This window comes from Micromonospora sp. NPDC049645, assembly GCF_040675155.1.
Classification (GTDB): Bacteria; Actinomycetota; Actinomycetes; order Mycobacteriales; family Micromonosporaceae; genus Micromonospora.
This window is the reverse complement of record NZ_JBFAOI010000016.1, coordinates 26,018-50,894: the sequence shown is the minus strand read 5'-3', so window position 1 is coordinate 50,894 and position 24,877 is coordinate 26,018. Positions and strand designations below refer to the sequence as shown.

The following is a 24,877-nucleotide window of genomic DNA, read 5'->3' as shown; positions in this document are numbered from 1 at the left end:
GAACGACTGCGCACCGCCGCTACCAGCGCGGACACGACGAAGTGCTTCTACGTACGGGGGAGCACCTGCCGCTTGCTCTGAAACGCCCCTGCTCACGGTCGATCAATCCTTTGGCGGACCCCACGCGACCACCGGTGACCTCCGGTACTCGGGATGCGACCGGCAGGGGTACCCCGCTCTCCTGGCGACGGTGGGTTCAGGTCGCGGGGCCCCGGGGCGCGGTGGACCTGTGGTCGGGTCCGCGGCGCCTATTAATGCGGGCCGCCCGCCTGTGCAGCGCCGCCCCTGTGTCGTCGTACAACAAGTGAATAGCGTGGGCGAAAAGTTCGATCCCGTCCAGCACTACGCTGAGGGACAAGGGTCGACTTTCATGGCTCCCCGCGTTGCCTATCCACTTGATCGCCATCAAAAGTTCAGCAACCTTGTTGTTCTCGGACGCGAATTCCCTGATTCGGCGATCTGTGTTAAGCCGATACTTTGCCCCCCGCTTGCCTGGAGGAAGACGGCGCACTTTTTTTGCATCAAGCAGACATTCAACCGCAGATCTCATGCGGTTCGCGGCAGCGCTCGTGTCAGACAGCAATACCGAGCTAGCCGACTGCACTAGTGAGCGGAGGTCTTCCGGCGTCCTGTTGGGAAACGGTACGACGGGAAGGGGGGGCAGAATGTGCCTCACCGAAAATCCAGCCAGATGAGGGTCGTCCAAGAAGTCGTCCTGATCGGGCAGGGACCGGGATCTCTTCCTCCAATCTCCTACGACAACATACTTGTTTCCGCACGGCGTGCGGGCGCAGGACAAGGTGCCATGGAAGTATCCTTCCGTCCACCCATCCCAGACCTCATCGCCCAGCCGCGCCTCAATGCTCCTTACGTTCTCAAACGATTGAACATCGGCTTCTAGCACGCTCCGCCTGCAGCGCGGGCACTGCAACTCGGGCCACTGTTGAAATGGGCCTGCAAGCTCGATAAAATTGCTTCGTTCCACGTAGTCAGGCATCGTCGCATCAGCATTCGCCGGGCGCGGTCGAGAGGCCCGTGCCGTCGCTTTTTCGGCGGGCTTGGAAGAATGGCAACAGTGGAACAGGCAGATTGGGTCGTTCGCCCCTGACCATTTCTTCAACGGTGACTATCTGGATACGTGGATACTCTTGGCCATTGAGGGGATAACGATATGACCCCGCTTGTCGGGCCGCGTCCATCATGTCGCTCGGCGGCTCGCTTATCATGACCAAAAGGCCCATGGCCGCCTGCTGGGTGTCGACCGCGTCGGTCAGGTGCTGTAGGTATTGAAAGTCGGGCGGGCCACTCTTAACAGACACGAGGACTCGGTGAGATCCATCCTTTTCATCAATTGGAATACGGACCACTCCGTCGATCGCTTTGTCTTCGAACCGTCCCTCTTCGGGCTGGCCGCCAACGAGCATGACGCACCAGCGTTCGAACTCGAGTGGTGACCGAAACAGCAGTTCCCGGGCGTCAGGAAGCGTTTTAGGTGTGCCGAGAATCTCATAAGTTTCGCGGACGGACTCGGAATACTTGGAGCGAAGGCGGGCGTCGATCAGGTCGATAGCAAGTAGATCCAAATCGATGCCGATCCAGCTCCGACCGAGGCTTTGTGCGGCGTCGATCGTAGTGCCGCTTCCGGCGAAGGGGTCGAGGACCAAGTCGCCCGGCCTTGTCGTCGCCTCGATAATCCTTGCCATGAGCGCGAGTGGTTTTTGGGTGGGATAGCCAACCCGTTCGGGGGTGCGTGCGTTGAGCGGAGGGATGTCTGTCCAGACGTCCCCAAGAGGGTTTCCCCGCTGTTCGTCCAGATACCGCTTCAGGTGGGGTGTTCTTCCTGGTCCTGGTTGAACAACTCGTCCGGCCCGAAGGCCCTCTTCCATCCGCTCCTTGGTCAAACGCCAGTTCCTGGTCACACCCAAGAACTCGTACGTGAGGTTTGGTCGGTCGGAAGTCGGAGCTGTCAGGCTGGCAAGCTGGTATCTGCGCCCGTCGGGATCGCGATGCGGATACTTCTTGAGGTCGTCGGTGCCGCGCGCTTGGAAGAGCGCCTCGTGATTCCATCGAGCTGCATCGGTTTTTCCATACGCAAGTATTACGTCGTGACTGAAGGGAAGCCGGTGGGTGGACGATGACTTCGTCAGAGATTTTGGCCAAACGATTTCGTTGCGAAATGCCTCTGGGTCGAAGATCGAATCAAGTAGCATCTTTAAGTAGTGCGAGACCGTAGGGTCGCAATGCAGGAAGAGGGACCCGCGCTTTTTGAGGATCCTATGGCACTCAATCAGGCGAGGCGTCATCATTGTTATGTAGGCAAGTGCATCGCTCTCCCCCATCAGCTGATGCATCGCCCGTAGAGAGCTGACGACCCGCGGATCGGCAACTCCATCGAGCATCTCCTCGCCCCAGACCACTGCGTCGTAGTCCCATGACCACGGTTCGTCACGCGCTTGGATGTTGTCCCTTGGCGAGGTTGCCGTTACGCCCTCTCTCTTTTCTCGCCGGCCGGTGGGTGACGTGTTAGAGGTGAGAGGTGGGTCCAAGTAGACGAGGTCAACCGATTCACTGCCCACATGCTCGTGCAGGACGGCGAGGTTATCGCCGAAGAAGAGCTTATTGAACCGGGTAGCGCCCGCCCTCGCCAGTACCATGGAGTGAGCTTGCCAGAAGGTGCTGGCGCATCACATCACCCCATCAGCTGTCGCCCGCCCTCACCCGTTTGTCAGGCATCCATACACGTCCAGCAGGGCTCTCAGTGGCCTATGCGCCGCCGCTTGGAGCCGTAGCGCGGGTTGAGCCGGTGCCGCCGCTCATGTTGTCAGCCGCATGTGCCGCAGGCGCACATCGGGGCGGATCAGCGTCGTCTCCCCGACCTGGAACCAGCCGCCACCCCACAGGCCGCCGCCGTGGTGCTCACCCAGGCACGAGCAGTCGCAATCGTCGCCTTCCGCGTTGCGGCACCGGGTGTCGCACTTCTGGGTGGCTGAGAACTCGGCGGACACGTCCACCTGCTCGAATCGGTCAAGCAGGGCGTCGACCAGGACGGTGAAGTGGGGGCGGGCGATCAGCCACCGTCCGGACGGGCTGTCGTAGACGGGTTGGATGCGGGCACCAAGGGCGGCGTGAAGCCAACTCCGGTTCGATCCGCCCTGGTGAGGCATCCACAAGCGCATCCGTTCGGGTTGCAGCGGCCGGTAGATGTGCGGGCCGTTAGGCATCCCGACGCCCGTACGTTTCGAGGTGAAGGGCAACAGCGAGCGGACCGGCCAGCGATATGAACGCAAAGAAGATCGCACCAAACAGGGGACTGGGCGTGTCGCGGGCGGTGAAGTCCTCGTAGCAAGCGAGGGCGAACGCGACTGTGGTGAGGGCGCCGAGGGCGAACAAGGGCATCGGTCGATCCCGCAGGCGGGCCGAGCAGGAAGATCCACGTCGCGGTCGACGGACGCGGCCGACCGTTGTCGGTCCTGCGGCGCGATGACCTGGTCGGTCAACTGGGACGTGACGAACGGAAACCGCTTCGCCAGCACGTCGGCCCGCACCTGGACGCGCTGCCGTGAGACCGGCACCGCCGGCACGGATTCCGCAACGGGATCCGTGCCGGGTGGGCCGATCAGATGAACGTGAGCGAGCTGAAGAACGCCGGGTAGCAGTCGACATAGATGTCGTAGACGCCGGGCGGCACGTGCACGGGGCCCAGGGTGGCCCCGTTTGAGCACCGGGCGCTGACCGCGGTCGTCGGCTGGCCGGTGAGGGTGCAGCCCTGGAACACGATCAGCCACGGGTCGATGTACTGCCCGGCGTACGGGCAGGAGCCCGACATCACCGAGAAACCGCGGCCCTTCGCCGGTGAGGCGGCGGCCGCCGTCGACGTCGTGACGCTCAACGTGCCGGCGGAGCTCGCCGATGCCCGCTCGGCTCCGATTTCGGCGACAGCCGCGTCGCCGCTCGGCGCGGGTGCCGCGACCACAGCGGACGGTGCGGCCATGAACGCGGCGAGCATCGCCGTCGCGGCTAACAGCAGACTGGATGCGCGGAGAATGCCGGATCGTGCTCCGGCGGAGGGTCGACTACGCCATGTCATGACCAGAACCACCTCTCGAGTGCTGTGCGATCTGCGGATGCCGGGGCGCGTACCTGGTCGCGCCCGACCCGGCCGGGCCGTCGTCTGACGTCCATGGCGAAGCGTTCCAGGGTGCCGGTGGCCGGGTCTTCGTGACAGGGCGAGAACCCGGTCGCCGGCGTACCCCGGTTTTTGCGAATGTCCGCAAGGCTGTCCGGTCCGCGTCAACCCGGCGGCGTGGCCGGAACGCATCGATTACCGTTGACCGGCATGGGCGGTCTGTTCAGCCTCTGGCGGCAGCGAGTGGCCGACAACGCCCGCCGGGCGGTGGATGCCTACCAGGAGGAGCTGCTGGAATACCGCAACCTCGCGGCCATGCCGCGGGTGCGGTCGGAGATGCTCGATTTCGCGGTATTCCTCCGTCAGCGCACGGTCGACCTCGCGGCGGACAGCGCACCGTTCCACGAGCAGGATCTGGACCTGATGGCCGCGATGGGCCGCCAGCGCGGCGAGAAGGGACTCACCCTGACCGCGCAGCGGCAGGTGCTGCTCGTGCACACCCGGCTGACGCTGCGCGAGGTGTACGAGGCGGCCGGCCCGAACGACATCGGCGCGACGATGCACACGCTCGCCTGGCTGGCTCCCGCGGGACTGGCCGCCCAGGGCGCGTACACCCAGGGCTGGATCGAGGGGCAACGGCGCACGCTGGCGACCGTCGCCCAGGTGCGGCTGCTGACGGTGATGCTGCTGGCCGGCGACGACAGCGCGACCGACCTGGCGCGCGGCCTGCACATGCCGGTCCCCGACCACGTCGTCGCGACGGTGGTCCGGGTGGCCGGCGGGTCGCCCGGGCCGGACCAGGCGGCGCGGGACGAGTTCGCCGGCGCGCTGCTGAAGACGCACTGGATGCCGCTGAGCTGGCCAGAGCCGCACGAGGTGGTCGCGCTGATCCCCAGCTCGCCGGGTGGCCGGCAGCCGGCGGTCGAGCGCGGGCTCGCGCTGGCCCGCGACGTGGCCTCGATGACCGGCCGGCCGTGCGCGGCCGGCACCGCGCCTGGGCGGGTGCGCGCGTTCGGCGACGCCGTGGCGCTGGCCCGGCAGGTCAGCGAGGTCGCACCGGTGCGGGCCGTGCCGCGCCACGCGTACACGGTTACCGACGTCTTCGCCGAACTGGGCGCCGCCCGGCTGGCGGAGGTCGGGCAGTGGCTCCAGGTGGTGGCGGCGCAACTCGACGCCGGCCCCGACCTGGTCGCCACGCTGGACGCCTACTACCAGCACGACATGAACCGGCTCGACACCGCGGCCGCGCTGTGCATCCACCCGCGCACGCTCGACTACCGGCTGGCCCGGGTGCGCGATCTGACCGGGCTGGAGGCGGGCTCGACCCGCGGCGTACGCGTACTGAGCACCGCCGTCGCCCGGATCCTCGCCGGCTAGATCAGCAGAGCCGGGTGAGCTCCATGTTCTTCATACTGATGTAGCTCAGCTTGTTACCAAAACGTATCGAAACCTGTAGCGAGCTGATTATGCCGGACAGGCCTGTGGGGCTCGAGAATTGGGTTACGCCGGCTGAGCTGCAGTTCGCTCGACATCGACCTGGCCGACACGATGAAGGCCATGAGTACATGGCTGACGTACCTGCTGCTTCGCCAGGTTCTACAGATGTTGTCCCAGCTCGCCTGCGATGGTGGGGCCAAGGACGTGGAAATCCTGGTGCTCCGGCATCAGGTGGCGGTGCTGCGTCGACAGGTGCACCGTCCAGATCTCCAACCGGCCGACCGGGTGGTGTTGGCGGTGTTGTCGCGGCTGCTGCCCCGCCCGCGCTGGTCGGCGTTCTTCGTCAGCCCAGCGACACTGCTCCGGTGGCACCGCCGCGGGCATCGACGTGATCAAGACTCCGCCGCAGGCACCGCGGGCGAACGCGTTCGCCGAGCGCTGGGTGTGCACCGTAGCCGGGAGTGCACCGGATGTTCGTCGTCGGCAAGCGTCATCTGGCGGCGGTCCTCAGCGAATACGTGGCGCACTACAACGGCCACCGTCCACATCGTTCATTGGAACAGCAGCCACAGAGCCGGCCGCCGGAGGTCGTAGACCTGACCACCGCCCGGTCCAGCGACGCCCAATCCTCGGTGGCCTGATCACCCAGTATTCGCAGGCGGCGTAGCCGAAGCTCGATTTTCGAGCCCGACAGGGTAACCGGATCACGGTCAGCCACGGCCGGGCGGCGATCAGGGCATGCATGCGGCGGCTGACGTGGGTGTTCAGGATGTCCCAGATCAGCACTATCGGTGCCTGCAGGCGCTGGTAAGCTTGGTCGAGGAAGGCGATGTAGTCGTCCTCGCTGAAACTGCTGCGCTCCCGGCACGACCACGGTGCAGCCGGGTGCGCCACATCAGACGGCCTCGCTGTCCGGGCTTGAGGCAGACCAGGCCGGTGATCGAAACCCGGCCGGAGCCCCTGCCGGAGACCTTGATGACCGGCGTGTGCCCGCGCCGGGCCCACGTCTTGGCCACCGGCGGTCGCATGACCTGGCCTGCCTCGGCCTGGAAGCAGATCCAGGCCCCTTGCGCCGCCGCTAACCTCTTACCGACGGCCACCGCCCGCGATGCCAGCTGGCGATCGCTTCCGGATTGCGTTCGACCGCCCGACGAGTGGAACCTGCTGGCTGTACCCGATGCGATGCAGCAGATAGGACACACCGCGCAGCGTGTAGGAGACGCCGAAACGACGCGCGATCACCTCGGCCACCCCGCGTGAGGGTCCAGCGGGCATCGTCCCAACCGTGCAGGATCGGACCTTCATCGAGCATCTCGGCCAGCTGTTTCAGCTGGCCGACGGAGAGTTTGCAGTCCGAACTGCCCGGCCCGGCCGACGCCAGAGCCTCCGTTCCGTCAGCAGTCCACCGCGGCCGCCGCAGACGCACAGACTTCTTAGAAACCCGCAGCTCAGAAGCGATCTGCGCGGTCGGTACAGACCTCTCGAACATGGACGCGACCTGGATCCGGACCTTCTCACGCCGAACCCGGGCTGCCGCGTTCATGCCACCACCAGCCGGATATCTCATTCCTCCGGCCCACCGAACCCATCGACCCGGATCACGCAGACACGTCGACGGACGTCAGCCTTTCAACTTCTGTAGCGCGGCTGTCCGATACCACCGCGAGCAGACGGCGCAACGACCGCCGTTCGGTAGGAGCAGATGGCGGCCTGCGCGAGTTCTCGGAATCAGGGCCGCGTATAAAGCTCGTAGCCACACCCTCCGGTCGTGCAGAGCCACACCCTAACGCTCAAGATTCCGCCGGCAGGCCCGGACTCGCTCCAGTTGAAGGGACGGCAGGCGTTGGTTTCCGAACGGGGCTCCTCGCTGTAGGGAGTGCCCGTACCTTGACGATTAAGATAGAAATAGAACCATACGGTAGTCGATCCGACACCGCCTTCGTCGCACACTTCGCCTTGGACACCGACCGATCGGTTGTACCAAATAAATCCACCGTTCGTCCAACCAAAGTCTTCGCCGCCAGTGATCCCGAAGGGCGTCGTGGGGTAGGCGGCATAAGCGGGTGAGGCGCCTATGCCGAATGACGCCATGAGCGCCGCGATGGCGAGGGCGATTCCCAACTTCAAACGATTCATGAGGTCCCCGTTTCTTTTCGTTGGCTGGCCGCCAGCGGCTCACCGGGCTCTCAGGAGGGCACGCGAACCGGCAAGCAGATCCCAGAAAGAATATCAACAAACTCCGATCTCCGGGTCCCGGCCCCGGCATCGCAGGTGCAGTTTTTAGGAGCCGGAGGCGGCGCGGCAGTACCTGTGCGGCCGGCCTGGTGTCGGTCTGGGCCGGAAGAACCCTTGGACCTTGGCTGAGCAGGCCGGTGAGGTGTCGCCGGATGGGATGCAGCGGTTGTTGTGGTGGACGGACTGGGACGTCGACGCGGTCCGTGACGACGTGCGGGACTACGTGATCGAGTACCCGGCGACCCGGCCGGAGTCCTGATCGTCGACGACACCGGGTTTCTGAACAAGGGCACCCGGTCGGCCGGGGCGCAGCGGCAGTATTCCGGGACCGCTGGTCGGGCGGAGAACTGCCAGGTCGGTGCGTCCCTGGCCTACCGGCGCCGTCGAACGCCTGCGGCTGTCGGCCGCCCCAGTCGAACACTCCCACGCACCCGTCACCGACGTCGGCGAGCGGCTGAGCAGAGCAGACGACCTCGCCCTCATGCCGGAGACGATCCGGACCGCGACGGGTGCGAATGCCGCGTTGAACCGGGCGGTGATCCGCTGGCAGGAGGAGGTGTACGAACACTCGGCCTGGCTCGACGCCGCCCTCGCCACCTCACGGCGGCGGCTGCTCATCAGCAGCCCACAGATCCGCACGGCCGTCGCGTCCAGGCCGTGGATCCGTGTCCTGGAGAAGCTGTCCCACACCGTCGACGTGACGATCGTGTGGGGCCCCGGGTGACAACGATGGAACCCGACCCGGAAGCTTTCGACGCCTTGTACATAGCCGCGGGCCGCGCCAACCGCCTCGCCGTCGTACAGGTCGCCACCACCCCGCAGAAAGTGCTCATCAGCGACGGCTACTACATCATCACCAACTTCAACTGGCTGTCATTCCGTGGCGAGCCGTCATGCATCTACCGTCCAGACGACGGCGAACTCGTCCAGGACCAGGCACTCACCGACCGCGCCTACGACACCTACCTAACCGAGGCATGCGCCAACGCGGTCGATGTGGTCGGCACCCTCCCCGCCAAATACCGCGCCGAGACCGGGCCAGGCTCTGACGCCACCCCGACCAACCACCACATCCCACCGCGCAGCGGCATCGAACGTCACCGGCTGCCGGCGACGCCGTCGAAGGCAGAACGACGCCGGAAAGCAACCAGCAATCTCGCGGCCTCCTCAGGTTGCTCGACGGCGCCAGAAACTGGTGCAGCAGGTAGCCGTTGGCGGCGTGCAGCTCCACCCCGTCCAGGCCGGCATCGACGGCGTTGCGCGCCGCCCGGACGAACTCCTCGACGATCCCCGGCAGCTCGTCGCCGCGCAACTCCCGCGGCACCGGGTACGCCTTCATCCCGTCGCGGGTGAAGACCTCGCCCAGGGCGGCGATGGCACTGGGCGCCACCGACTCCAGGCCGCCCTTGTTGTCGGGGTAGCCGATCCGACCCACGTGCATCAGCTGCATGACGATCTTTCCGCCGCCTGCGTGCACGGCGTCGGCGACGGCCCGCCAGCCCTCGACCTGGTCGGCAGAGTGGATGCCCGACGCGCTCGCGCATCGAGCGGTTGGCGGACGAGCTGCTCGACCGTTGCGGCGCGCTCACCGGCGTTGCGGCGCGCTCACCGGCGTCGAGCTGACCGAGGGGTCGTCCGCCGCGGTTGCCGGCGAATGACGGAGGTCTGCGCGGCGGACGGTGGTGTGCGGGGAGCTTATCCGGGCCGGGCTCCGCTCCTCGCCCGGGCGTACGCCATCAGCGCCATCGAGAACCGGCGATCCCGCTGGATCGCCGGATTCGTGCGGGCCAACTCCCGGTAGATGCCGACCGACTCCTCGGCCGGAGCCAGGGCCTCCGTGCGCCGTCCCAGCTCGGTCAGCCGGAGACTGAGGTTGCACAGCGCCTGCGCGGTGGCGGGCAGGTAGACGGCCGGGTCGGCTTCGGCCAGGTGCCGGTACAGGTCCGCGGCTTCCCGGCAGGCGGCGAGAGCGTCTTCGTGCCGGTCCACCATCGACAGGTAGACACCCAGGTTGTTCAGTGACTGCGCCAGTTCGGGTAGGTACGCGGTGGGAGGTGCGCCGGTCAGCTGTCGGGTGACGGCCACGGCTTCCTCGGCGAACCCGATGGCCTCCTCGCCGCGCCCCGCCAGGGCCAGGAAGCCGGCGAGGTTGTTCAGCGACTGAGCTAGGTCGGGCAGGTGGCTGGCGGGCTCGGCGCGGGCCAGTTGCCGGGCGATGGACACGGCTTCCTCGGCGCAGGCCAGGGCCCGCTCCGGCTGGCCCAGCCTGTCCCACACCAGGCCGAGGTTGTGCAGCGCCTTGCCGAGGTCTCCCCGGTGCGCGGTGGGGTTGGCCGCGGCGAGCCGTCGGTGCGCGTCCACGGCTTCCTGAAGGTGGACGAGGGCCTGTTCGTGCCGGCCCAGCTCCGTCTGCGCCAGACCGAGGTTGCCCACCTGCCTCGCGAAGTGCCCCAGGTAGGCGGCGGCCCCGGCCTCGACCAGCCGTCGGCCGATGGCCGCGGCTTCCCCGCAGAGTGCGAGGGCCTCCGTCCACCGACCCAGCGCGGCGTGGACCTGACCGAGGGCGTTCAGCGACCTGGCGAGTTCGGGCAGGTACGCGGTCGGTTTGGCGTCGGCCAGTTGTCGGAACACCTCCGCGGCTTCCTGGCTGGGGGCGAGGGCCGCCGTCGGCCGGCCCAGTTCGACCAGGGTGTTGCCGAGCGCGGTCAACGACCTGGCGAGTTCAGGCAGGTACGCGGTCGGGTTGGCGTCGGCCAGTTGTCGGAACGTGTCCGCGGCTTCCTGGCTGTGGGCGAGGGCATCCTCGGGCCGGTGCAGGTGGACCAGGCTGTTCCCGAGGTTCTGCAACGATCGGGCGAGTTCGGGCCCGTGGGCGGCACGGTCGGTGTCGGTCAGACGGCGGCCGATGGTCACGGCCTCCTCGGCGAGCGCGAGTGTCGCCGCGTGGCGGCCCAGCTCCGCCAGGGGCTTGATGGCGTTGTTCAACAGCCCGGGGAGGTCGGGTAGGTAGCCGGTCGGGTCGATGTCGGTCAACAGCCGGCCGATGGTCACCGCCTCCTGGGCGTGGTCCAGGGCCTCGTCCCACCGGCCCAGGCTGCCCTGCACCGTGCCGAGGTTGTGCAGGGTTCTCGACAGGTGCGACAGGTAGGTGGTGGGATCGGACCGGGCCAGCCGGCGATATGTGTCCCCGGCTTCCTGGCTGTGGGCGAGGGCCTCTTCCGGCCGGCCCAGTTCGGACAGCACCTGCCCGAGGTTGTGCAGCGATCTCGCCAGGGCGGGCAGGTGGGTGGCGGGGTCGGCGTCGGCCAGTCGCCGGCGGATCGCCACGGCTTCGGAGATGGGTGCCAGGGCGTCGGCGTAGCGGCCGGCGTTGGCCAGTCGCCAGGAGCGGGTGGCGTGCAGGCGGGCCTGTTCCGCCGGATCGTCGGACTTGGTGAGCCGGCGCGTGATGAGGACGTCGACGACCGCTGCGGCGCCGACGTCGAGGTCGACGTGTCGGTCGCCGGGCAGCAGCGCCTCGACCGCTTCCAGCGCGGTGACGTCGACGTCGGTCATGCCGGCCAGGGTGCTGAGGGTGGCGCTGCCGGCGATGATCGCGAGCTGTGGCCGGTCGCGCAGGAGTGGGAACAGGTGGGCGGGCCCGAGGTGGGGCCAGCGGGCCGCGGCGGCGGTTAGGAAGGTGACCGCCCGCGCGGTGTACGTCGCGGCCGTCGCCGGCGGCCGGGGGCGGTCCGAGGCTGGTGACGGTTGCTCGTGCAGCAGGTCGTGCAGCCGGGTGGGGGCCCACGGGTCGGCCGGGTGATCGGAGCCGGGCAGGGTGTGAGCGATGAAGTCCTCGGCCAGCCGGTCCGGGTACAGCGGTTCGAGCACGGTGGCCCGATGGGGGTCGGCGGCCGGGTAGCAGTGGCTGTGGTCGCTGATGATCCGTTCGGCGGGCAGTTCCCGCTCGACGCGGCGCAGGAGCACGGCGGCCTCGGGGTGCGGGAGCGGGCCGGCGAGGGCGGCGGTGAAGACGGTACGGGCCATGACATCGTCGGGCGTGCCGTGGTTCAGCCCGCGGGCGCGGCCCTCGTACAGCCGGGTCCAGTGTTGACGTTCGCGGTCGAGCAGGTAGCGGGTCAGCAACGTGACCTGGGTGGGCGGCTGGGCGCCGGTCGCGCGGGTGTCGACGGCGACCAGCGCGGCGACGTGCACGGTGAGGGTGAGCCCGAACTCCGGATGACCCAGGTTGGGGAGTCGGGGGACGGCGTCCGGACCGGAGAGACCGTAGACGGCGGCGAAGCTGTCGTGGGCGGCGGTGAACATGGCCCACCGAGCGTCCTCGTCGTCGGGCAGCGGGGCCAGGTACTGTTCGGAAGTGCCGGCCTGGACGCGGGGATCGTCCAGGTTGGCGCGCAGTGCCGGCCACGTGGACGCGCTGCGTGCCACCATCAACACCCGTGCCGGTTTGTCGGCCCGGTGGAGCAGGGCGTTGCGCAGCAGCCAGAGCAGGCTGGACAGCGGGTACCGGTCGGCGTAGTCGACGATCAGCAGCACTCCCCGGTGGCGGTCCGGCCGCAGGTCCTGGCTGCCCAGCAGGGCACTGGGCGTGCCCACGTCGGGCACCGCCGTGACGACCTTCCAGCCCTCGTCGGCGGCCTGGGCGGCGAGGTGGCCGGCCAGCCGGGTCTTGCCCCGACCGCCCGGGGCGTGCAGCCAGCGCACCGCCAGTCGCGGCCCGGTCTCCCGCCAGGTGCGCAGCTCGTCCCGTTCGGATTCGCGGCCGGTGAACGGGACCACGCGGGCGTGCGCGTTGAGCATCCGGGAGGGCATCTCGCGCAGCCAGCTCCAGTCCGGCGGGTCGGGCCGGCGGTGCTCCTCCAACAGATACAGCGGCGTCCCGTCACCGAAGACGTGCAGGTCGGCGCCGATCACCCCGTACGCGGTGCCGGCGACGGCGGAAACCTGCTGCTGGACGAGGAGGGGGTCGACGGTCATCGGGGCTGACCCGGGTCGGGCACCGGGCCGCTCTGATCAGCTTCCGGCGGGGTGGGGTGGTTGACGATGCTGCCGAACATCACTCCCTGAGCGGTCGCGCCGGAGGCGGTCGCGGTGATGTGCTGGATCCACTGCTGCTGCGCGGTGGGTAGCCGGGTCACCAACTCGTCACGCAGGTCACGCACGCCGTCGGCGGTGACGGGGTCTTCCTCGATCAGGTCTGACAGCCGCGTCTGCCAGGCTGGCAACAGCCGTGCGCGTACCTGGTCACGCTGGGCGGGCGGGGCTTGTTCCACCTCCGCGGCCAGGGCGTCCAGCCGCCGGACCGCGGCGGTCTCCCGTCGCGGGTCACCGCGGCCGAGGAGCCGGGCGAACCCGGAGCGTGCCCCCTGCCACACGTCCGTCGCGGCCGCCTGCACCAGGACCGCCGCCGCGGACGCGCCCAACCCCGCCAGCCAACCAAGATCCACGTTCTCCTCCTCATCCGAAGGAATCGAGGCATTTCCACGCTAGCAAGCCGGCGCGACGCGGGGTCCGGGCTCGGGCTCCGGGATGAGTCGGGAATCGGTCGGCGCGCCGTTCCGGCGCGCGCGGGTGAAGTGACCCTGAGGCCGGACACCTCCTGACTTGGCATCCTGCCGAGGAGGAGGAAGCGATGTGGCTGGACAGAGCAAGTACCCCGAGGAGTTCCGGCGCCAGGCCGCGGCGTTGGTGCTCGACTCCGGTCGCACGATCCGTGACGTGGGCCGGGAGCTGGGTGTCAACCACGAGACGCTGCACAACTGGGTCGACCGGATGCGGCAGGATCGCGACGGCGGCCGGTCCAACGACCTGGCCGTGGACGAGCGGGCCGAGCTGATGCGGCTGCGGCGGTAGGTCACCCAGCTGGAGCTGGAGAAAGAGATCCTGAAAAGCCGCGGCGTCGACCACGACCGCGCCGGACTTGGTCCAGCGGCAGTTCACCGCGACCGCACCGAACCGGTTGTGGGTCGCCGATCTCCTATCTGCGCACCTGGGAAGGGTTCCTCTACCTCGCCGTCGTGGTCGACGCCTACTCCCCGCCGGGTCGTCGGCTGGGCATGGCCGACCACCTACGCACCGAGTTGATCCTCGACGCCGTCGGCATGGCTATCCAGCACCGCCGACGGGTCCCGGGAACTGGCCCGGAAAAAGCTCTCCGTTCGCCAGATCCACCCGTATCAGCAGTCGCAGCTGCATCCGGCCATGTACCCCGAGCAGTACACGCAGCTGGTCGTATGCGAATACTTCGACGACGACTATTCGAGCAAGAAGGTCGAAACATGTACCTACGACACCGGCACCGGCGAGAAGACGACCGCCGAGCTGCGGTCGGCGCGCTTCATCTACCGGGTGTTCGAGGCCGAGACCGGTAAGCAGGTCAGCAGCTTCACGTTGCCGGGCAGAGTGAACTCCTGTCCGGCAGTCGCCTACGCGCTGACGGGCAGGACCTACTACCAGCTCGTGCTCAATGAGGAAATCACTGCCAAACTCCGTCCCCTCGTTATGGCCCGCAGACCGGGCTAGTCGGCGCCTGTGGAGCTTGGGGAAACTCGCGACTGACGATTGCTAGGCGTCGCGGCGCAGCGTGAACCAGAAGGTCGGCACCGAGTTGGTGCCCGGCGTGACGTCGGTCAGTGCCCAGCCGGTGCGCGGACCTTACGCCTGCACGGTGCGGGCGGGCTCAGCGTGTCACCGAGCCCGCCCGGCACCGTCCACCGGCACGCCGGTGGACGGTCTGTTCGTGATTGTCAGGTGAGGGACGCGAGCCGGAACTGCTGGTTGGTTTGTCCGTGGCAGTCGTAGAGCTGGATTTGGGCGCCGTTGGCGGTGCTCCAGACGTCCAGGCAGCGGCCAGACTGTACGCCGCTGATGGTGCCGTTGGAGTTGACGTTCCACTGTTGGTTGGTCTGGCTGTGGCAGCTGTAGATCTGTACGGCTGCGCCGTTGCCGGTGCCGGCGGCGTCGAGGCACATGTTGCCGTACAACTGGAGTTGTTTGCCTGAGGTGTAGGTCCATGCCTGGTTGGTCTGCCTGTTGCAGTCGTAGAGCTGGACCCGGGTGCCGTTGGTGGTCGAGGCGTTGGGTACGTCGACGCACCGGCCCGACTGCGTGCCGACGATCTGGCTGGCGGAGCCGGGTGGCGGCGTGGTCGGGGTGGGGGTCGGCGTCGGCGTGCCGGTGGGCGGCGTGGTCGGTGTCGTCGGCAGCAACGGACACGTGCTGCGGTAGGTGACGACGCCGCTGTTGTCCAGCAGCGGGCAGAGGAACTGGCTGTACCGGGCGTCGTTGTCGATGAACATCTTGACGAACGGCAGCATCGTCCGGACCATCACCGGGTTCGAACGTCCGACCATGAACCCGTGATCCGCGCCGGCGACCTCCAGGTAGGTGCTCTCCGTCGTGGTCGGGAGGCTGTTGTACAGGCCGGTGGCGTAGGACGGGGTGACCACCGTGTCCGCCTGGCCGGCGAAGATCATCGTGGGCACCTGATCGTTGGCCAGGTTCGACGACGGCGAGTACGGCGCGATTCCGACCACCGCCTTCAACGACGAGCGCCGGATGGCTGCGCTCAACGCGCCACCGCCGCCCATGGAGTGACCGGCGACCGCCAACCGGTTGGGGTCGACCCGGTCGCGTACCGGGCTCTGCTGCGTCAGGTAGTCCAACGCGGCGAGCAGTTGGGTGCCTCGGGCCGTGTCGAAGTCGTTGCGGCTGTTGGTCTCGATGCCGATCACGACGAAGCCGTGGGACGCGAGCCACGGCCCCATCCAGGCCAGTTCGGCGGAGAACAACGCGGTGTAACCCGGCGAGATCGCGATGGCCCCGAAGGTGCCCTGGCTGGTGTCGGTCGGGTAGTAGATCCTGCCGCCGTTGAAGCCGTACCCGGTCGGGACGCTGACCGACGTGTTGGCGAATGGACCGTTCACGGCGGTGACGCTGGTCCGGGTGGGGTCCGGGCCGCGCTGGTACGGGTTGTCGGCCGCCGAGGCCGAGCCGGTCGCCATGGTGATGGTGAGCAGGCCGACCGCCGCCGCGATCCCGGCCGCGGCGAGCGTGAACAGCCGCCCCCGAGAACGGGAGGACACTCGGTCGGCATGCGGGACGCCCGTGGGTGGGGGATGGTGTGGGTGCTCTCGCACTGTCGGTACCTCCTGGTGGTGGATGAGTGCGGGGCGGGCGGGCTCGGTGTTGTGCCGAGTCCGTCCGCCCCGGCGTTGTCAGGTCGTCAGCGTTGCAGCGTCAGCAGACCCGGCCGGTAGGGCAGGAGACCGTAGTCGCCGCCGGAGCTGGGGGAACGCCCCTGGTAGAGCAGTTGCAGGTTGCAGGCGTCGACGGTCATGGTCTGATCGGCGTTGGTCCGCAGCAGCTCACCGTGGCTGATGTCGTTGGTCCAGGTGGCGCCGCTGTTGGCCTTGCCGGCGAACGGGTTGCTCTCGGACGTGGCCTGCGGCGTCCACGTACCACCCAGGCTGGTGGCCGTGAACGACCGGAAGTAGCGGCCGTTCGCGCCGATCGCCTCGACGATCATCAGGTACTTGTTCAGACCTTGGAGCTTGTAGACCTGGACAGCCTCGAACAAGTTGTTCGTCGTGTCGGTCATGATCGTCGTGTAGTTCGAGCCGAAGCTGCCCGGGAAGTTCCCGATCGGCATGCTCGCCCGGTAGATCCGACCGTTGTCGCCAGCGAAGAACAGGTACATGTTCTGGTCGTCACCGATGACGGCCTGGTCGATCGGGCCGGTGTTGGAGTTGGAGATGCTGCCGCTGAACAGCGTCTGCGGCGACGACCACCCATTCGGGTTCGTCGGATCACTCGACGTCCGGTACGAGAACGCCGGCCCACCCCACTGGTACGCCAGCACCCAGATGTTGCGCGGCGCGAAGTAGAACAGCGACGGTGCCACGGTCGCCGAGTTCATCGCGTTCTGGCTCGCCGAGCCCATCTGCGAATAGTTCGTAAAGAGACCGAAGTTCATCGAGCCCCACGTGGTGCCGGTGTCGTGGGTGGTGGCGTAGACGAGCTGCTGACCGTTGTACGGCGCGACCGTGAAGTCCTTCAACGACACCCACCCCGACCTCGGCTGCGCCAGCGCGCCGGTCGACGACCAGCGGTACGACGAGGGGAGGTCACAGGTGCCGCCGGTCGGCGGCGGCGTTGTCGGCGTGGGGGTCGGCGTCGGGTTGGTGCCGCCGAGGGAGTTGAGCCGGAACTGCTGGTTGGTTTGTCCGTGGCAGTCGTAGAGCTGGATTTGGGCGCCGTTGGCGGTGCTCCAGACGTCCAGGCAGCGGCCAGACTGTACGCCGCTGATGGTGCCGTTGGAGTTGACGTTCCACTGTTGGTTGGTCTGGCTGTGGCAGCTGTAGATCTGTACGGCTGCGCCGTTGCCGGTGCCGGCGGCGTCGAGGCACATGTTGCCGTACAACTGGAGTTGTTTGCCTGAGGTGTAGGTCCATGCCTGGTTGGTCTGCCTGTTGCAGTCGTAGAGCTGGACCCGGGTGCCGTTGGTGGTCGAGGCGTTGGGTACGTCGACGCACCGGCCCGACTGCGTGCCGACGATCTCGCTGGCGGAGCCGGGCGGGTTGGTCGGCGGGTCGGTGGGCGGGTCGGTGGGCGGGTCGGTGGGGGTGGCGCTGTTCAACGCCTCCAGGGTGGCCGTGTAGGCGGCCTTCTTGTTGCCGTTGCACTCGAAGAGCAGCGGAGTGCCGCCGGAGCGCCACGAGTCACAGTCCCGCACGCCCCACACGGTGATCCCGTTGCAGCGAGCCACGGCGAGGCAGTCGTTGACCACGCTGCGGTAGGTGTTGGCCTGCGTCGTACCGGATCCCTCGATGTCCAGCTCGGTGATCTGCACGTCCACCCCGAGGGCGGCGAAGCTGGACAGCGTGGTGCGGTAGTTGCTGTTGTACGGCGAGTTGGCGTTGAAGTGCGACTGGAATCCGACGCAGTCGATCGGCACGCCACGGGACTTGAAGTCGCGCACCATGTTGTAGACCGCCTGGGTCTTGGCCCAGGTCCAGTTGTCGGTGTTGTAGTCGTTGTAGCAGAGCTTCGCGTTCGGGTCCGCCGCGTCGGCGGCGCGGAACGCCGCCTCGATCCAGTCGTTGCCGGTGCGCTGCAGGTTCGAGTTGCGCCGGGCGCCGCTGTTGCCGTCCTCGAACGCCTCGTTCACCACGTCCCATGAGTGGATCTTGCCCCGATAGTAGGTGGCCACTCGGGTGATGTGGTTCAGCATGGCGTTGCGCAGCGTGGTGCCCTCCATGCTCTGCATCCAGCCCGGCTGCTGCGAATGCCACGCCAGGGTGTGGCCGCGGACCTTCCACCCCCGGGAGATGGCGTGGTTCACGATCCGGTCGGCGTTGCCGAAGGTGAAGTTGTTCTGCTGCGGCTCGGTCGCGTCGATCTTCATTTCGTTCTCGGGGGTGACGCTGTTGAACTCGCGGTTCAGGATCGTCGTGTAGGTGCCGTCGCTGAGCTTGTTCGCGGCGACTGCGGCACCGAAGTACCGGCCGGACTGGGCCGCGGCGGCACCGAGAGTCGTCTCGGCGGCCTGCGCGAGGTTGGGCAGTAGCGACAGCAGGAGTACCGCAACTATCGCGGAAATTCCGGAAAGTAGGAGTGTTCGTGGCCGGGTACGCCCGGTGGGACGGAGCCGGGAAAACATGTTGATCCTCCAGTGGTGGGGTGGGCGGCTCTTGCTTGCCGTTCGAGTGGGGCCCGCTGGGGTGGTGACGGCGGTGCTGCTGAATCCGCCGGGCCGGGCCGGGCTGAGGTCAGGCGCCGCCCGGAGACGGGTTGATCGAGGGCTGCCTGACCAGCGGTGGAGGGTTGCGACGAGGTCGCCCGTCGCCGAGGTGCGTGGTTGCGGGCGCCGGGGACTCCGGGTGCGGGGTGCTGGATGTGATCACCCGGCAGGTGGGTGGGCCTGACGGTCGTGTGCGGCACCTCCAGTGGTGAAACGATCGTGTTAACGTTCACACCTATCGATGGCTCCCACAGCCTGGCAGGAAATTCCAGGGTTTTCAACCGGTAGTTTCGGGCCTGTTACGGATCAGGGAGGCGGGGTGCCCGAGCCCTCGATCGGGGAGGCCGAGGGTCGCTGCCGGCGCCGACACCGTGATGCGGCACCGCGACGACACACGCCCGGGGACAGAACCAAAACAGCGAGAGTGGCGGCACCATCGGTGCCGCCACTTCCGTCGTACGCCGCTGTCGTGCCTCAGATCAGCGGCCTCGCGCCGCCCCGACGATCAGGTCCGCCACCGGGCCGGGATTGGACACGCCGACGGCGTGCAAGGCGTTACGCACCTCGACGGTTTCCCGGGCGCCGGCCCGGTCGGCCATCCACCGCCGAGCCTGGACCGGGATGTTGCGGTCCGCCCCGGCGAGCAGGAACCAGGACGGGAGCTCGGCCCATGCCGGCTTTTCGGGGCCCGCACTGAGGGCCGCGTCGAGAATGGGCCGCTGCGTCACCGCCATCAACGTGGCCTGCTGCTCGGACACGTCGGGCGCGAACTGCTGCCGGAACAGGTCCTGGCTCCAGCGCCCGCCGAGTCGGCTGCCAGTCTCCACTCACGAGGTGCGCGACGCCCGCTCCCGGACGACGGCGGCTCTGCTCGGCCGCGCGGATCCGTACACCCTGGCGACGCCCCTCGGCGGCGGCCGGACGACGGGTCCGCGGGAGGTGATTGTTCCGGCCGAGCAGCCGGTCGCCCTGCGGCAGCACGCTGCCCCGACGACCCCACCGGCGCCGGTGGTGGAGCCGGCGCTGCCGGCCTCTCCACCAGTCCGGTAAGCCAAGGTCGGCCGCAGCCCGCAGGACCCTCATCGCTTCCGGGTCCGACCCGGTCACGCCCACCACGTCCCGTGCGGTCATGACCATCTCAGGAACCCCGAACCTGGCGCGCGGGCCGCTGTAGCCGCATGGCAACGTGCTACCGAACTGCATGCCCAGCACGGCCTTGCCGTCAGGCAACACGACCGACTGGAGCAACTGGGCCCCGACCTCATCAACGCCCTCGCCCAATGGAAGCCCATCCGTGCGGAGTACGAGATCGCCAACCGGCTCGCCCAACTCGTCGAGGGCAAGAGCACCGACAGCAATACCCGGATAACCCTCTCCACGTATGTGCTGACTGAAGGGTTCCGGCACGCCGTGACGGCCGCGAACACCCGCCCCGGGCAGGTCACCTACAACCGCTACCTGCTGCGCCACGTCACCGAGTCAGACACCGGCCGCCGCTCCGGGCGAAACGGGCTCGGACTGTCCGTCGTCGATGCGTGGACTGGCCAGGAACGGCGCCCGGCCACGCTTTCCGGCGGGAAACTTTCCGGCAATCTGGGCGAACGTGCGTGAGCATGCCGCTGGACCCCGGCCCTCAGGATGCCGCAGCGGATCACCTCGCCGGGCACCACGAGGGCTACCAGCCTCCCCGGACGGGGCCGTTCGTCCAGTAGGGCGCTCCACCTTGTCCCCGCCCGGGGGGCTGGAAGGTCTGACGACTCCTGACGAGGAGATCCGCCTTCCGTGGCGGCCGGGTTGTATGTTCTCTCGGTCGTCCTGCAAGATCCGCCCGTCGTCCTCGGCATGGTCGTCTCGTTCGCCCTCGACGTGCCATGGGATGCCGACCTGATCGGGGAACGACCTATCTGGCCGGACGGCGCTGTTGAGGACCCTGAGTACGAAGGACCCTGGGTCGTCGTACTGAGCGAACGCGCCCGAGATGCGGTTGCCGAGATCCCGAATCTCATAACCCTCGGTCGCCGGGCGCAGGCCGCCGACGGGGCGGAAGCCGAGGGCCAAGCGGCGGTTGGCTTTCGGACGTGGGAGCCAGGTGGCGACGCAGGTCAAAGCCAGGCCAGCGTCGAACGGCATCCGCCCGTATCCGTACTTCGTAAGGCGTGTTTCATAAGCCGGTCAGAGCCATCGGTGATGATCGTGATGGTCAGGACGGCTTGGAAGCGGACTGCCAGTTTGTCGTAGCTGGTGGCGACGCCGCTTCATGTACCTGGCCACCGTCGCCATCGCCACCATCAAGATCTGGCCCCGTCACCCGTGCACCCGATCCACAAGAAGTTGCCTGGTGGTACAACTCGCCCGTCGACACGTCGAGTTCCCCTAGACGCCCGCTTATATGGCATTTGGCCATTTTGAACCGTGTTGTCATAGTTACACTCCGGGCCGGGGCTTTTGGGGCGCTCGTCGCCGGGAGCGTCAGTACAACTTTCGCGTTCTGATCTTGCCCGGGGGCGGGCTCTTGATTGGGTGGGGGAATCCGTGTCGATGATCCGTTTGGTTCGCGCGTGTCGCGTGCGCCGTCGGTCTACTGCGATGTTGATGGCCGGGGCCGTCGCCGCTACGACGATCCTTGTCGGCGTCGTTGGGACACCGGCCTGGGCCCAGGCCCCGGTGCCGTTGGGGGTTGCCGAGACCTACGGGGTGTTGGCCGGTCAAGCGGTCACCGACGTTCCGCCCCCCGTCGGTCCTTCTGTCATCAACGGGGACCTGGGTGTCTGGCCGGGCACGTCGGTTACGGGTGCTCCCGTGGTAAACGGCGACACGCACGTCGGTGACACCGAGGCGATGCAGGCCCAGGCCGATCTGACCACGGCGTACAACTTCGCCGCGGCCGAGCCCACGACCAGCACGGTCAGCGAGCTCGGCGACCAAACCCTGGTCGCAGGGGTGTACACGTCACCCGCCACCATGTCTCTGACAGGCACCGTTACGCTGGACGGGCAGAACGATCCCAACTCGGTGTTCATCTTCCAGGCGGGATCCGATCTGATCACCGCGGTTGACAGCCGGGTCAGCCTGGTCAACGGCGCCCAGGCGTGCAACGTGTTCTGGCAGGTCAGCAGCTCGGCGACTCTGAACACCCGGACCGTCTTCGTCGGAAGCATCCTGGCGCTGCAATCGGCGACGCTGGGTGAGGGAGCCACCGTCGCTGGACGAGTGTTGGCCCGCAACGGCGCCGTCACGCTGATCCACAACACGATCACGCGACCGTTCTGTGCCGCATCCATCGCGCCACCGACCATCTCGAAGGCCTTCGGGGATGCGACGATCCCGGCGGGCGGGACGACGTCGCTGAGTTTCACTCTCACCAACCCCAACGTGGGTACGGCGTTGACCGGCGTCACCTTCAGCGATGCGCTACCCGCCGGGCTGGTGGTGGCCAGTCCGAATGGTCTGACTGGCTCGTGCGGTGGTGGCACGATCGCCGCGACGGCCGGTGGTGGCAGCATCAGCCTGGCCGGTGCGACGCTGCCGGCTGGTGGGAGTTGCACGTTCTCGGTGAACGTCACCGGCACGACCAGCGGTACGAAGGTCAACACGAGCAGCCCGGTGGACTCGAACGAGAGCGGCCCGGGTGCCGCCGCTTCGGCGAGCGTCACGGTCGGCGCGGAGGTCGTCGCGCCACCGACGATCGCCAAGGCTTTCGATGACGCGACCATTCCGGCGGGCGGGACGACCTCGCTGGGTTTCACTCTCACCAACCCCAACGTGGATACGCCGTTGACCGGGGTCGGTTTCACTGACGCGTTGCCTGCGGGGCTGGTGGTGGCCAGTCCGAATGGTCTGACTGGCTCGTGCGGTGGTGGCACGATCGCCGCGACGGCCGGTGGTGGCAGCATCAGCCTGGCCGGTGCGACGCTGCCGGCTGGTGGGAGTTGCACGTTCTCGGTGAACGTCACCGGCACGACCAGCGGTACGAAGGTCAACACGAGCAGCCCGGTGGACTCGAACGAGAGCGGCCCGGGTGCCGTCGCATCGGCAAGCGTCACGGTTGCCGTCGCCACACCACCGACGATCTCCAAAGCCTTTGGGGCCACGACCATCGCCGCCGACGGGACGACATCGCTGAGCTTCACCCTCAGCAACCCCAACCCGAGCACGCCGTTGACCGGGGTCGGTTTCACTGACGCGTTGCCTGCGGGGCTGGTGGTGGCCAGTCCGAATGGTCTGACTGGCTCGTGCGGTGGTGGCACGATCGCCGCGACGGCCGGTGGTGGCAGCATCAGCCTGGCCGGTGCGACGCTGCCGGCTGGTGGGAGTTGCACGTTCTCGGTGAACGTCACCGGCACGACCAGCGGTACGAAGGTCAACACGAGCAGCCCGGTGGACTCGAACGAGAGCGGCCCGGGTACCCCCGCCGGGGCGAGCATCACGGTCAGGGTTGCGGCAGCACCGACGATCGCGAAAGCGTTCCGAGACGCGACCATCCCGCTTGACGGAACGACGGCGCTGGAGTTCACCCTCACCAACCCCAACACGGACACGACGCTGACCGGTGTCAGCTTCGTCGACAACCTTCCAGCGGGCCTGGTGGTGGCCACACCCAACGCCGCAGAGACCGACTGCGCCTCCGGCACGATCGCTGCAACTGCCGGGAGCAGCAGCATCAGCCTGTTCGGCGCCACTCTGCCCGCCAACGCAAGCTGCACCGTGTCAGTCAACGTCACCGGCACAACCACCGGAACGAAGGTCAATACCACCGCTACCGTCACCTCGGTCCAGAGCGGTCCGGGCACTTCTGCCTCGGCAAGTGTCACGGTCGGCGCGGCGGTCGTCGCGCCGCCGACGATCTCGAAGGCTTTCGAAGATGGGACCATCCCGGCTGGCGGGACGACGTCGCTCGGATTCACCCTCAGCAACCCGAACGCGAGCACGACGTTGACCGGGGTCGGTTTCACCGATGCGTTGCCTGCGGGGCTGGTGGTCGCCACTCCCAACGGTTTGAGTGGCTCGTGCGGTGGTGGCACGATCACCGCGACCGCCGGTAGCAGCAGCATCAGCCTGGCCGGTGCGACACTGTCGGCCGGCGGGAGTTGCACCTTCTCGGTGAGCGTCACCGGCACGACCAGCGGGACGAAGTCAAATACGAGCGGTCCGGTGGATTCGAACGAGAGCGGCCCGGGTGCTACTGCCTCGGCAAGCATCACAGTCGGCGCTGTCGCGGCACCGACTATCGCCAAGGCCTTCCGGGATGCCACCATCTTCGTCAACGGGACGACGTCGCTGGGCTTTACCCTCAGCAACCCCAACCCGCGTATGTCGCTGACCGGAGTCAGTTTCGTCGACGACCTTCCTGCGGGGCTGGTCGTCGCCGCTCCCAACGCCGCGCAGACCAACTGCGCCTCCGCAACGGTTACCGCGAATTCCGGCGGCAACAGCATCAGCCTGGCGGGGGCGACCCTGCCGGCCAACGGGAGTTGCACAGTGTCGGTGAACGTCACCGGCAAGACCGCCGGGAAAAAGGTCAATACGACGGCCGCCACCTCGATCGAGAGCGGCCCAGGCTCTCGTGCCTCGGCAAGCATTACGGTCCGTAAGGGCAATCTGCCTGTCACCGGAAGCCCGATCTCAACCTACGCCACGGTCGCACTGACCATGCTCGGCCTCGGTGGATTGCTTATCGTGATGAGTCACCGGCTGGTCCGGCGCAGGCGCCGAATCGCCTAGCATGCAACGCGGTTTGGAAATGGTCGGTCGCTACTTCCTGAAGATTTGCCCTCCCGCTTGGCTGGAGGTCACGTGATAGCGGCAAGTGAGGCAGGCGTCGGTTAGGTATGCCGGGTGAGTCCGGGTCCTGGCCGCGTGGAATTCGGCGCTTGTGCGGGCCAGTTTCTTGTCCCGCACAAGCGCCGAACCCGCATACGACACGACCAGAAGACCTCGGGGCTCCGCCCAGAACCCCGGCTCTCCTCAGAGATCCGCCGCAGCAGCGGGGACCACACGTGATGCGTGATGGTGGACGTTGAGCCGTCGGCGGAACAGCTTGATCCTGGGCATAGCGTGTGTGGCATGCGTGGACGTGTGGCGAAGCGTCCTGGGGTCAAGGGGTCGTCGGTTCGAATCCGACCGTCCCGACAGCGAGAGGGTTTCCGCAGGTCAGCGACTTTCGGGGGCCCTCTTTTCATTGCTCGGCATGGATGCCCGGTTTAGCGCCCCGCTGTTGGACTGCTTGACTCAGGCAGGTTGTCATGGCACTTCTTGATTTTCAGAAGCTCTCCGTCGGGCTGTCTCGGACCTGGGCTGGGTCCCTTCGGGACTGGGACCGGTCGTTGCGCGCCGGGAAC

General features: G+C 67.5%; 21 protein-coding genes, 1 tRNA gene and 1 pseudogene. 11 read left to right on the top strand and 12 right to left on the bottom strand.

From position 1 onward, the window contains the following. Positions 1-196 precede the first annotated feature (196 nt). The 4 genes from AB0J33_RS27020 to AB0J33_RS27005 form a co-directional block, all read right to left on the bottom strand. A complete protein-coding gene (locus tag AB0J33_RS27020; RefSeq protein ID WP_363617212.1) occupies positions 197-997 on the bottom strand; it encodes a DUF4145 domain-containing protein in 801 nt (266 codons plus the stop codon). A gap of 7 nt (positions 998-1,004) precedes the next feature. Next, on the bottom strand, positions 1,005-2,654 hold the full coding sequence (locus tag AB0J33_RS27015; RefSeq protein ID WP_363617210.1) for a site-specific DNA-methyltransferase: 1,650 nt from the start codon (positions 2,652-2,654) through the stop codon (positions 1,005-1,007). 159 nt (positions 2,655-2,813) lie between these two features. Next, positions 2,814-3,299 carry a hypothetical protein gene (locus tag AB0J33_RS27010; RefSeq protein WP_363617312.1) on the bottom strand — a complete coding sequence of 162 codons (486 nt, stop codon included), beginning with the start codon at positions 3,297-3,299 and terminating at the stop codon, positions 2,814-2,816. Between the two features lie 317 nt (positions 3,300-3,616). After that, positions 3,617-4,006, bottom strand: a complete 390-nt coding sequence (locus AB0J33_RS27005) for a hypothetical protein (RefSeq protein WP_363617208.1) — start codon at positions 4,004-4,006, stop codon at positions 3,617-3,619. A 330-nt stretch (positions 4,007-4,336) separates the two neighbouring features. On the opposite strand from AB0J33_RS27005, the gene AB0J33_RS27000 reads away from it, so the two are divergent. Next, a complete protein-coding gene (locus AB0J33_RS27000; protein WP_363617206.1) occupies positions 4,337-5,503 on the top strand; it encodes a helix-turn-helix domain-containing protein in 1,167 nt (388 codons plus the stop codon). Positions 5,504-6,033: 530 nt separating this feature from the next. Continuing rightward, positions 6,034-6,204, top strand: a complete 171-nt coding sequence (locus AB0J33_RS26995) for a transposase (RefSeq protein WP_363617204.1) — start codon at positions 6,034-6,036, stop codon at positions 6,202-6,204. Positions 6,205-6,649: 445 nt separating this feature from the next. Here the strand turns inward: AB0J33_RS26995 and AB0J33_RS26990 are convergent, their stop codons facing one another. Further along, positions 6,650-6,838 carry a winged helix-turn-helix domain-containing protein gene (locus AB0J33_RS26990; RefSeq protein ID WP_363617202.1) on the bottom strand — a complete coding sequence of 63 codons (189 nt, stop codon included), beginning with the start codon at positions 6,836-6,838 and terminating at the stop codon, positions 6,650-6,652. A gap of 453 nt (positions 6,839-7,291) precedes the next feature. Beyond that, positions 7,292-7,699 carry a hypothetical protein gene (locus AB0J33_RS26985; protein WP_146758810.1) on the bottom strand — a complete coding sequence of 136 codons (408 nt, stop codon included), beginning with the start codon at positions 7,697-7,699 and terminating at the stop codon, positions 7,292-7,294. A gap of 196 nt (positions 7,700-7,895) precedes the next feature. Here AB0J33_RS26985 and AB0J33_RS26980 point away from each other — a divergent pair. After that, positions 7,896-8,200 (top strand): annotated as a pseudogene (locus AB0J33_RS26980) (transposase); the annotation flags it as partial. Continuing rightward, positions 8,157-8,522 carry a hypothetical protein gene (locus AB0J33_RS26975; protein WP_363617200.1) on the top strand — a complete coding sequence of 122 codons (366 nt, stop codon included), beginning with the start codon at positions 8,157-8,159 and terminating at the stop codon, positions 8,520-8,522. The pseudogene AB0J33_RS26980 and the gene AB0J33_RS26975, both read left to right, overlap by 44 nt. A gap of 216 nt (positions 8,523-8,738) precedes the next feature. Here AB0J33_RS26975 and AB0J33_RS26970 read toward each other — a convergent pair whose 3' ends face one another. The 3 genes from AB0J33_RS26970 to AB0J33_RS26960 form a co-directional block, all read right to left on the bottom strand. Beyond that, positions 8,739-9,275, bottom strand: a complete 537-nt coding sequence (locus tag AB0J33_RS26970; protein WP_363617198.1) for a hypothetical protein — start codon at positions 9,273-9,275, stop codon at positions 8,739-8,741. 218 nt (positions 9,276-9,493) lie between these two features. Next, entirely contained in the window at positions 9,494-12,775 is a 3,282-nt protein-coding gene (locus tag AB0J33_RS26965; protein ID WP_363617196.1) for a tetratricopeptide repeat protein, read from the bottom strand. Beyond that, a complete protein-coding gene (locus AB0J33_RS26960; RefSeq protein WP_363617194.1) occupies positions 12,772-13,245 on the bottom strand; it encodes a hypothetical protein in 474 nt (157 codons plus the stop codon). The genes AB0J33_RS26965 and AB0J33_RS26960 overlap by 4 nt, the downstream gene beginning before the upstream one ends. A gap of 187 nt (positions 13,246-13,432) precedes the next feature. Between AB0J33_RS26960 and AB0J33_RS26955 the strand changes: the two genes are divergently transcribed. After that, on the top strand, positions 13,433-13,651 hold the full coding sequence (locus AB0J33_RS26955; RefSeq protein ID WP_363617192.1) for a transposase: 219 nt from the start codon (positions 13,433-13,435) through the stop codon (positions 13,649-13,651). Between the two features lie 348 nt (positions 13,652-13,999). After that, the gene (locus tag AB0J33_RS26950; RefSeq protein WP_363617190.1) at positions 14,000-14,320 is read left to right on the top strand and encodes a hypothetical protein; all 321 of its coding nucleotides are present in this window, start codon (positions 14,000-14,002) and stop codon (positions 14,318-14,320) included. Between the two features lie 224 nt (positions 14,321-14,544). On the opposite strand, the gene AB0J33_RS26945 is transcribed toward AB0J33_RS26950, so the two are convergent. From AB0J33_RS26945 to AB0J33_RS26935, 3 genes are all read right to left on the bottom strand, one after another. Beyond that, the gene (locus AB0J33_RS26945) at positions 14,545-15,882 is read right to left on the bottom strand and encodes a ricin-type beta-trefoil lectin domain protein (RefSeq protein ID WP_363617188.1); all 1,338 of its coding nucleotides are present in this window, start codon (positions 15,880-15,882) and stop codon (positions 14,545-14,547) included. Between the two features lie 140 nt (positions 15,883-16,022). After that, positions 16,023-18,458 carry a non-reducing end alpha-L-arabinofuranosidase family hydrolase gene (locus AB0J33_RS26940; protein WP_363617186.1) on the bottom strand — a complete coding sequence of 812 codons (2,436 nt, stop codon included), beginning with the start codon at positions 18,456-18,458 and terminating at the stop codon, positions 16,023-16,025. 560 nt (positions 18,459-19,018) lie between these two features. Continuing rightward, positions 19,019-19,366, bottom strand: a complete 348-nt coding sequence (locus tag AB0J33_RS26935; protein ID WP_363617184.1) for an alpha/beta fold hydrolase — start codon at positions 19,364-19,366, stop codon at positions 19,019-19,021. 7 nt (positions 19,367-19,373) lie between these two features. On the opposite strand from AB0J33_RS26935, the gene AB0J33_RS26930 reads away from it, so the two are divergent. From AB0J33_RS26930 to AB0J33_RS26910, 5 genes are all read left to right on the top strand, one after another. After that, the gene (locus AB0J33_RS26930) at positions 19,374-19,589 is read left to right on the top strand and encodes a hypothetical protein (protein WP_363617181.1); all 216 of its coding nucleotides are present in this window, start codon (positions 19,374-19,376) and stop codon (positions 19,587-19,589) included. A gap of 360 nt (positions 19,590-19,949) precedes the next feature. Continuing rightward, positions 19,950-20,150 carry a hypothetical protein gene (locus tag AB0J33_RS26925; protein ID WP_363617179.1) on the top strand — a complete coding sequence of 67 codons (201 nt, stop codon included), beginning with the start codon at positions 19,950-19,952 and terminating at the stop codon, positions 20,148-20,150. 171 nt (positions 20,151-20,321) lie between these two features. Next, positions 20,322-20,777: a hypothetical protein gene (locus AB0J33_RS26920; RefSeq protein ID WP_363617177.1), complete on the top strand. Its 456-nt coding sequence runs from the start codon at positions 20,322-20,324 to the stop codon at positions 20,775-20,777. Positions 20,778-21,131: 354 nt separating this feature from the next. Beyond that, positions 21,132-24,260 carry an ice-binding family protein gene (locus tag AB0J33_RS26915; RefSeq protein WP_363617175.1) on the top strand — a complete coding sequence of 1,043 codons (3,129 nt, stop codon included), beginning with the start codon at positions 21,132-21,134 and terminating at the stop codon, positions 24,258-24,260. A gap of 345 nt (positions 24,261-24,605) precedes the next feature. Then, a tRNA-OTHER gene (locus tag AB0J33_RS26910) sits at positions 24,606-24,668 on the top strand. Positions 24,669-24,877 lie beyond the last annotated feature (209 nt).

What these genes read in the sequence shown, in the direction of transcription:
- AB0J33_RS26915 (WP_363617175.1), top strand. Translation starts at nt 21,132, where the DNA reads ATGGCCGGGGCCGTCGCCGCTACGACGATCCTTGTCGGCGTCGTTGGG.
- AB0J33_RS26985 (WP_146758810.1), bottom strand. Translation starts at nt 7,699, where the DNA reads ATGAATCGTTTGAAGTTGGGAATCGCCCTCGCCATCGCGGCGCTCATG.
- AB0J33_RS26965 (WP_363617196.1), bottom strand. Translation starts at nt 12,775, where the DNA reads ATGACCGTCGACCCCCTCCTCGTCCAGCAGCAGGTTTCCGCCGTCGCC.
- AB0J33_RS27000 (WP_363617206.1), top strand. Translation starts at nt 4,337, where the DNA reads ATGGGCGGTCTGTTCAGCCTCTGGCGGCAGCGAGTGGCCGACAACGCC.
- AB0J33_RS27020 (WP_363617212.1), bottom strand. Translation starts at nt 997, where the DNA reads ATGCCTGACTACGTGGAACGAAGCAATTTTATCGAGCTTGCAGGCCCA.
- AB0J33_RS27015 (WP_363617210.1), bottom strand. Translation starts at nt 2,654, where the DNA reads ATGGTACTGGCGAGGGCGGGCGCTACCCGGTTCAATAAGCTCTTCTTC.
- AB0J33_RS26940 (WP_363617186.1), bottom strand. Translation starts at nt 18,458, where the DNA reads ATGTTTTCCCGGCTCCGTCCCACCGGGCGTACCCGGCCACGAACACTC.
- AB0J33_RS26990 (WP_363617202.1), bottom strand. Translation starts at nt 6,838, where the DNA reads ATGCCCGCTGGACCCTCACGCGGGGTGGCCGAGGTGATCGCGCGTCGT.
- AB0J33_RS26950 (WP_363617190.1), top strand. Translation starts at nt 14,000, where the DNA reads ATGTACCCCGAGCAGTACACGCAGCTGGTCGTATGCGAATACTTCGAC.
- AB0J33_RS26995 (WP_363617204.1), top strand. Translation starts at nt 6,034, where the DNA reads ATGTTCGTCGTCGGCAAGCGTCATCTGGCGGCGGTCCTCAGCGAATAC.
- AB0J33_RS27005 (WP_363617208.1), bottom strand. Translation starts at nt 4,006, where the DNA reads ATGCTCGCCGCGTTCATGGCCGCACCGTCCGCTGTGGTCGCGGCACCC.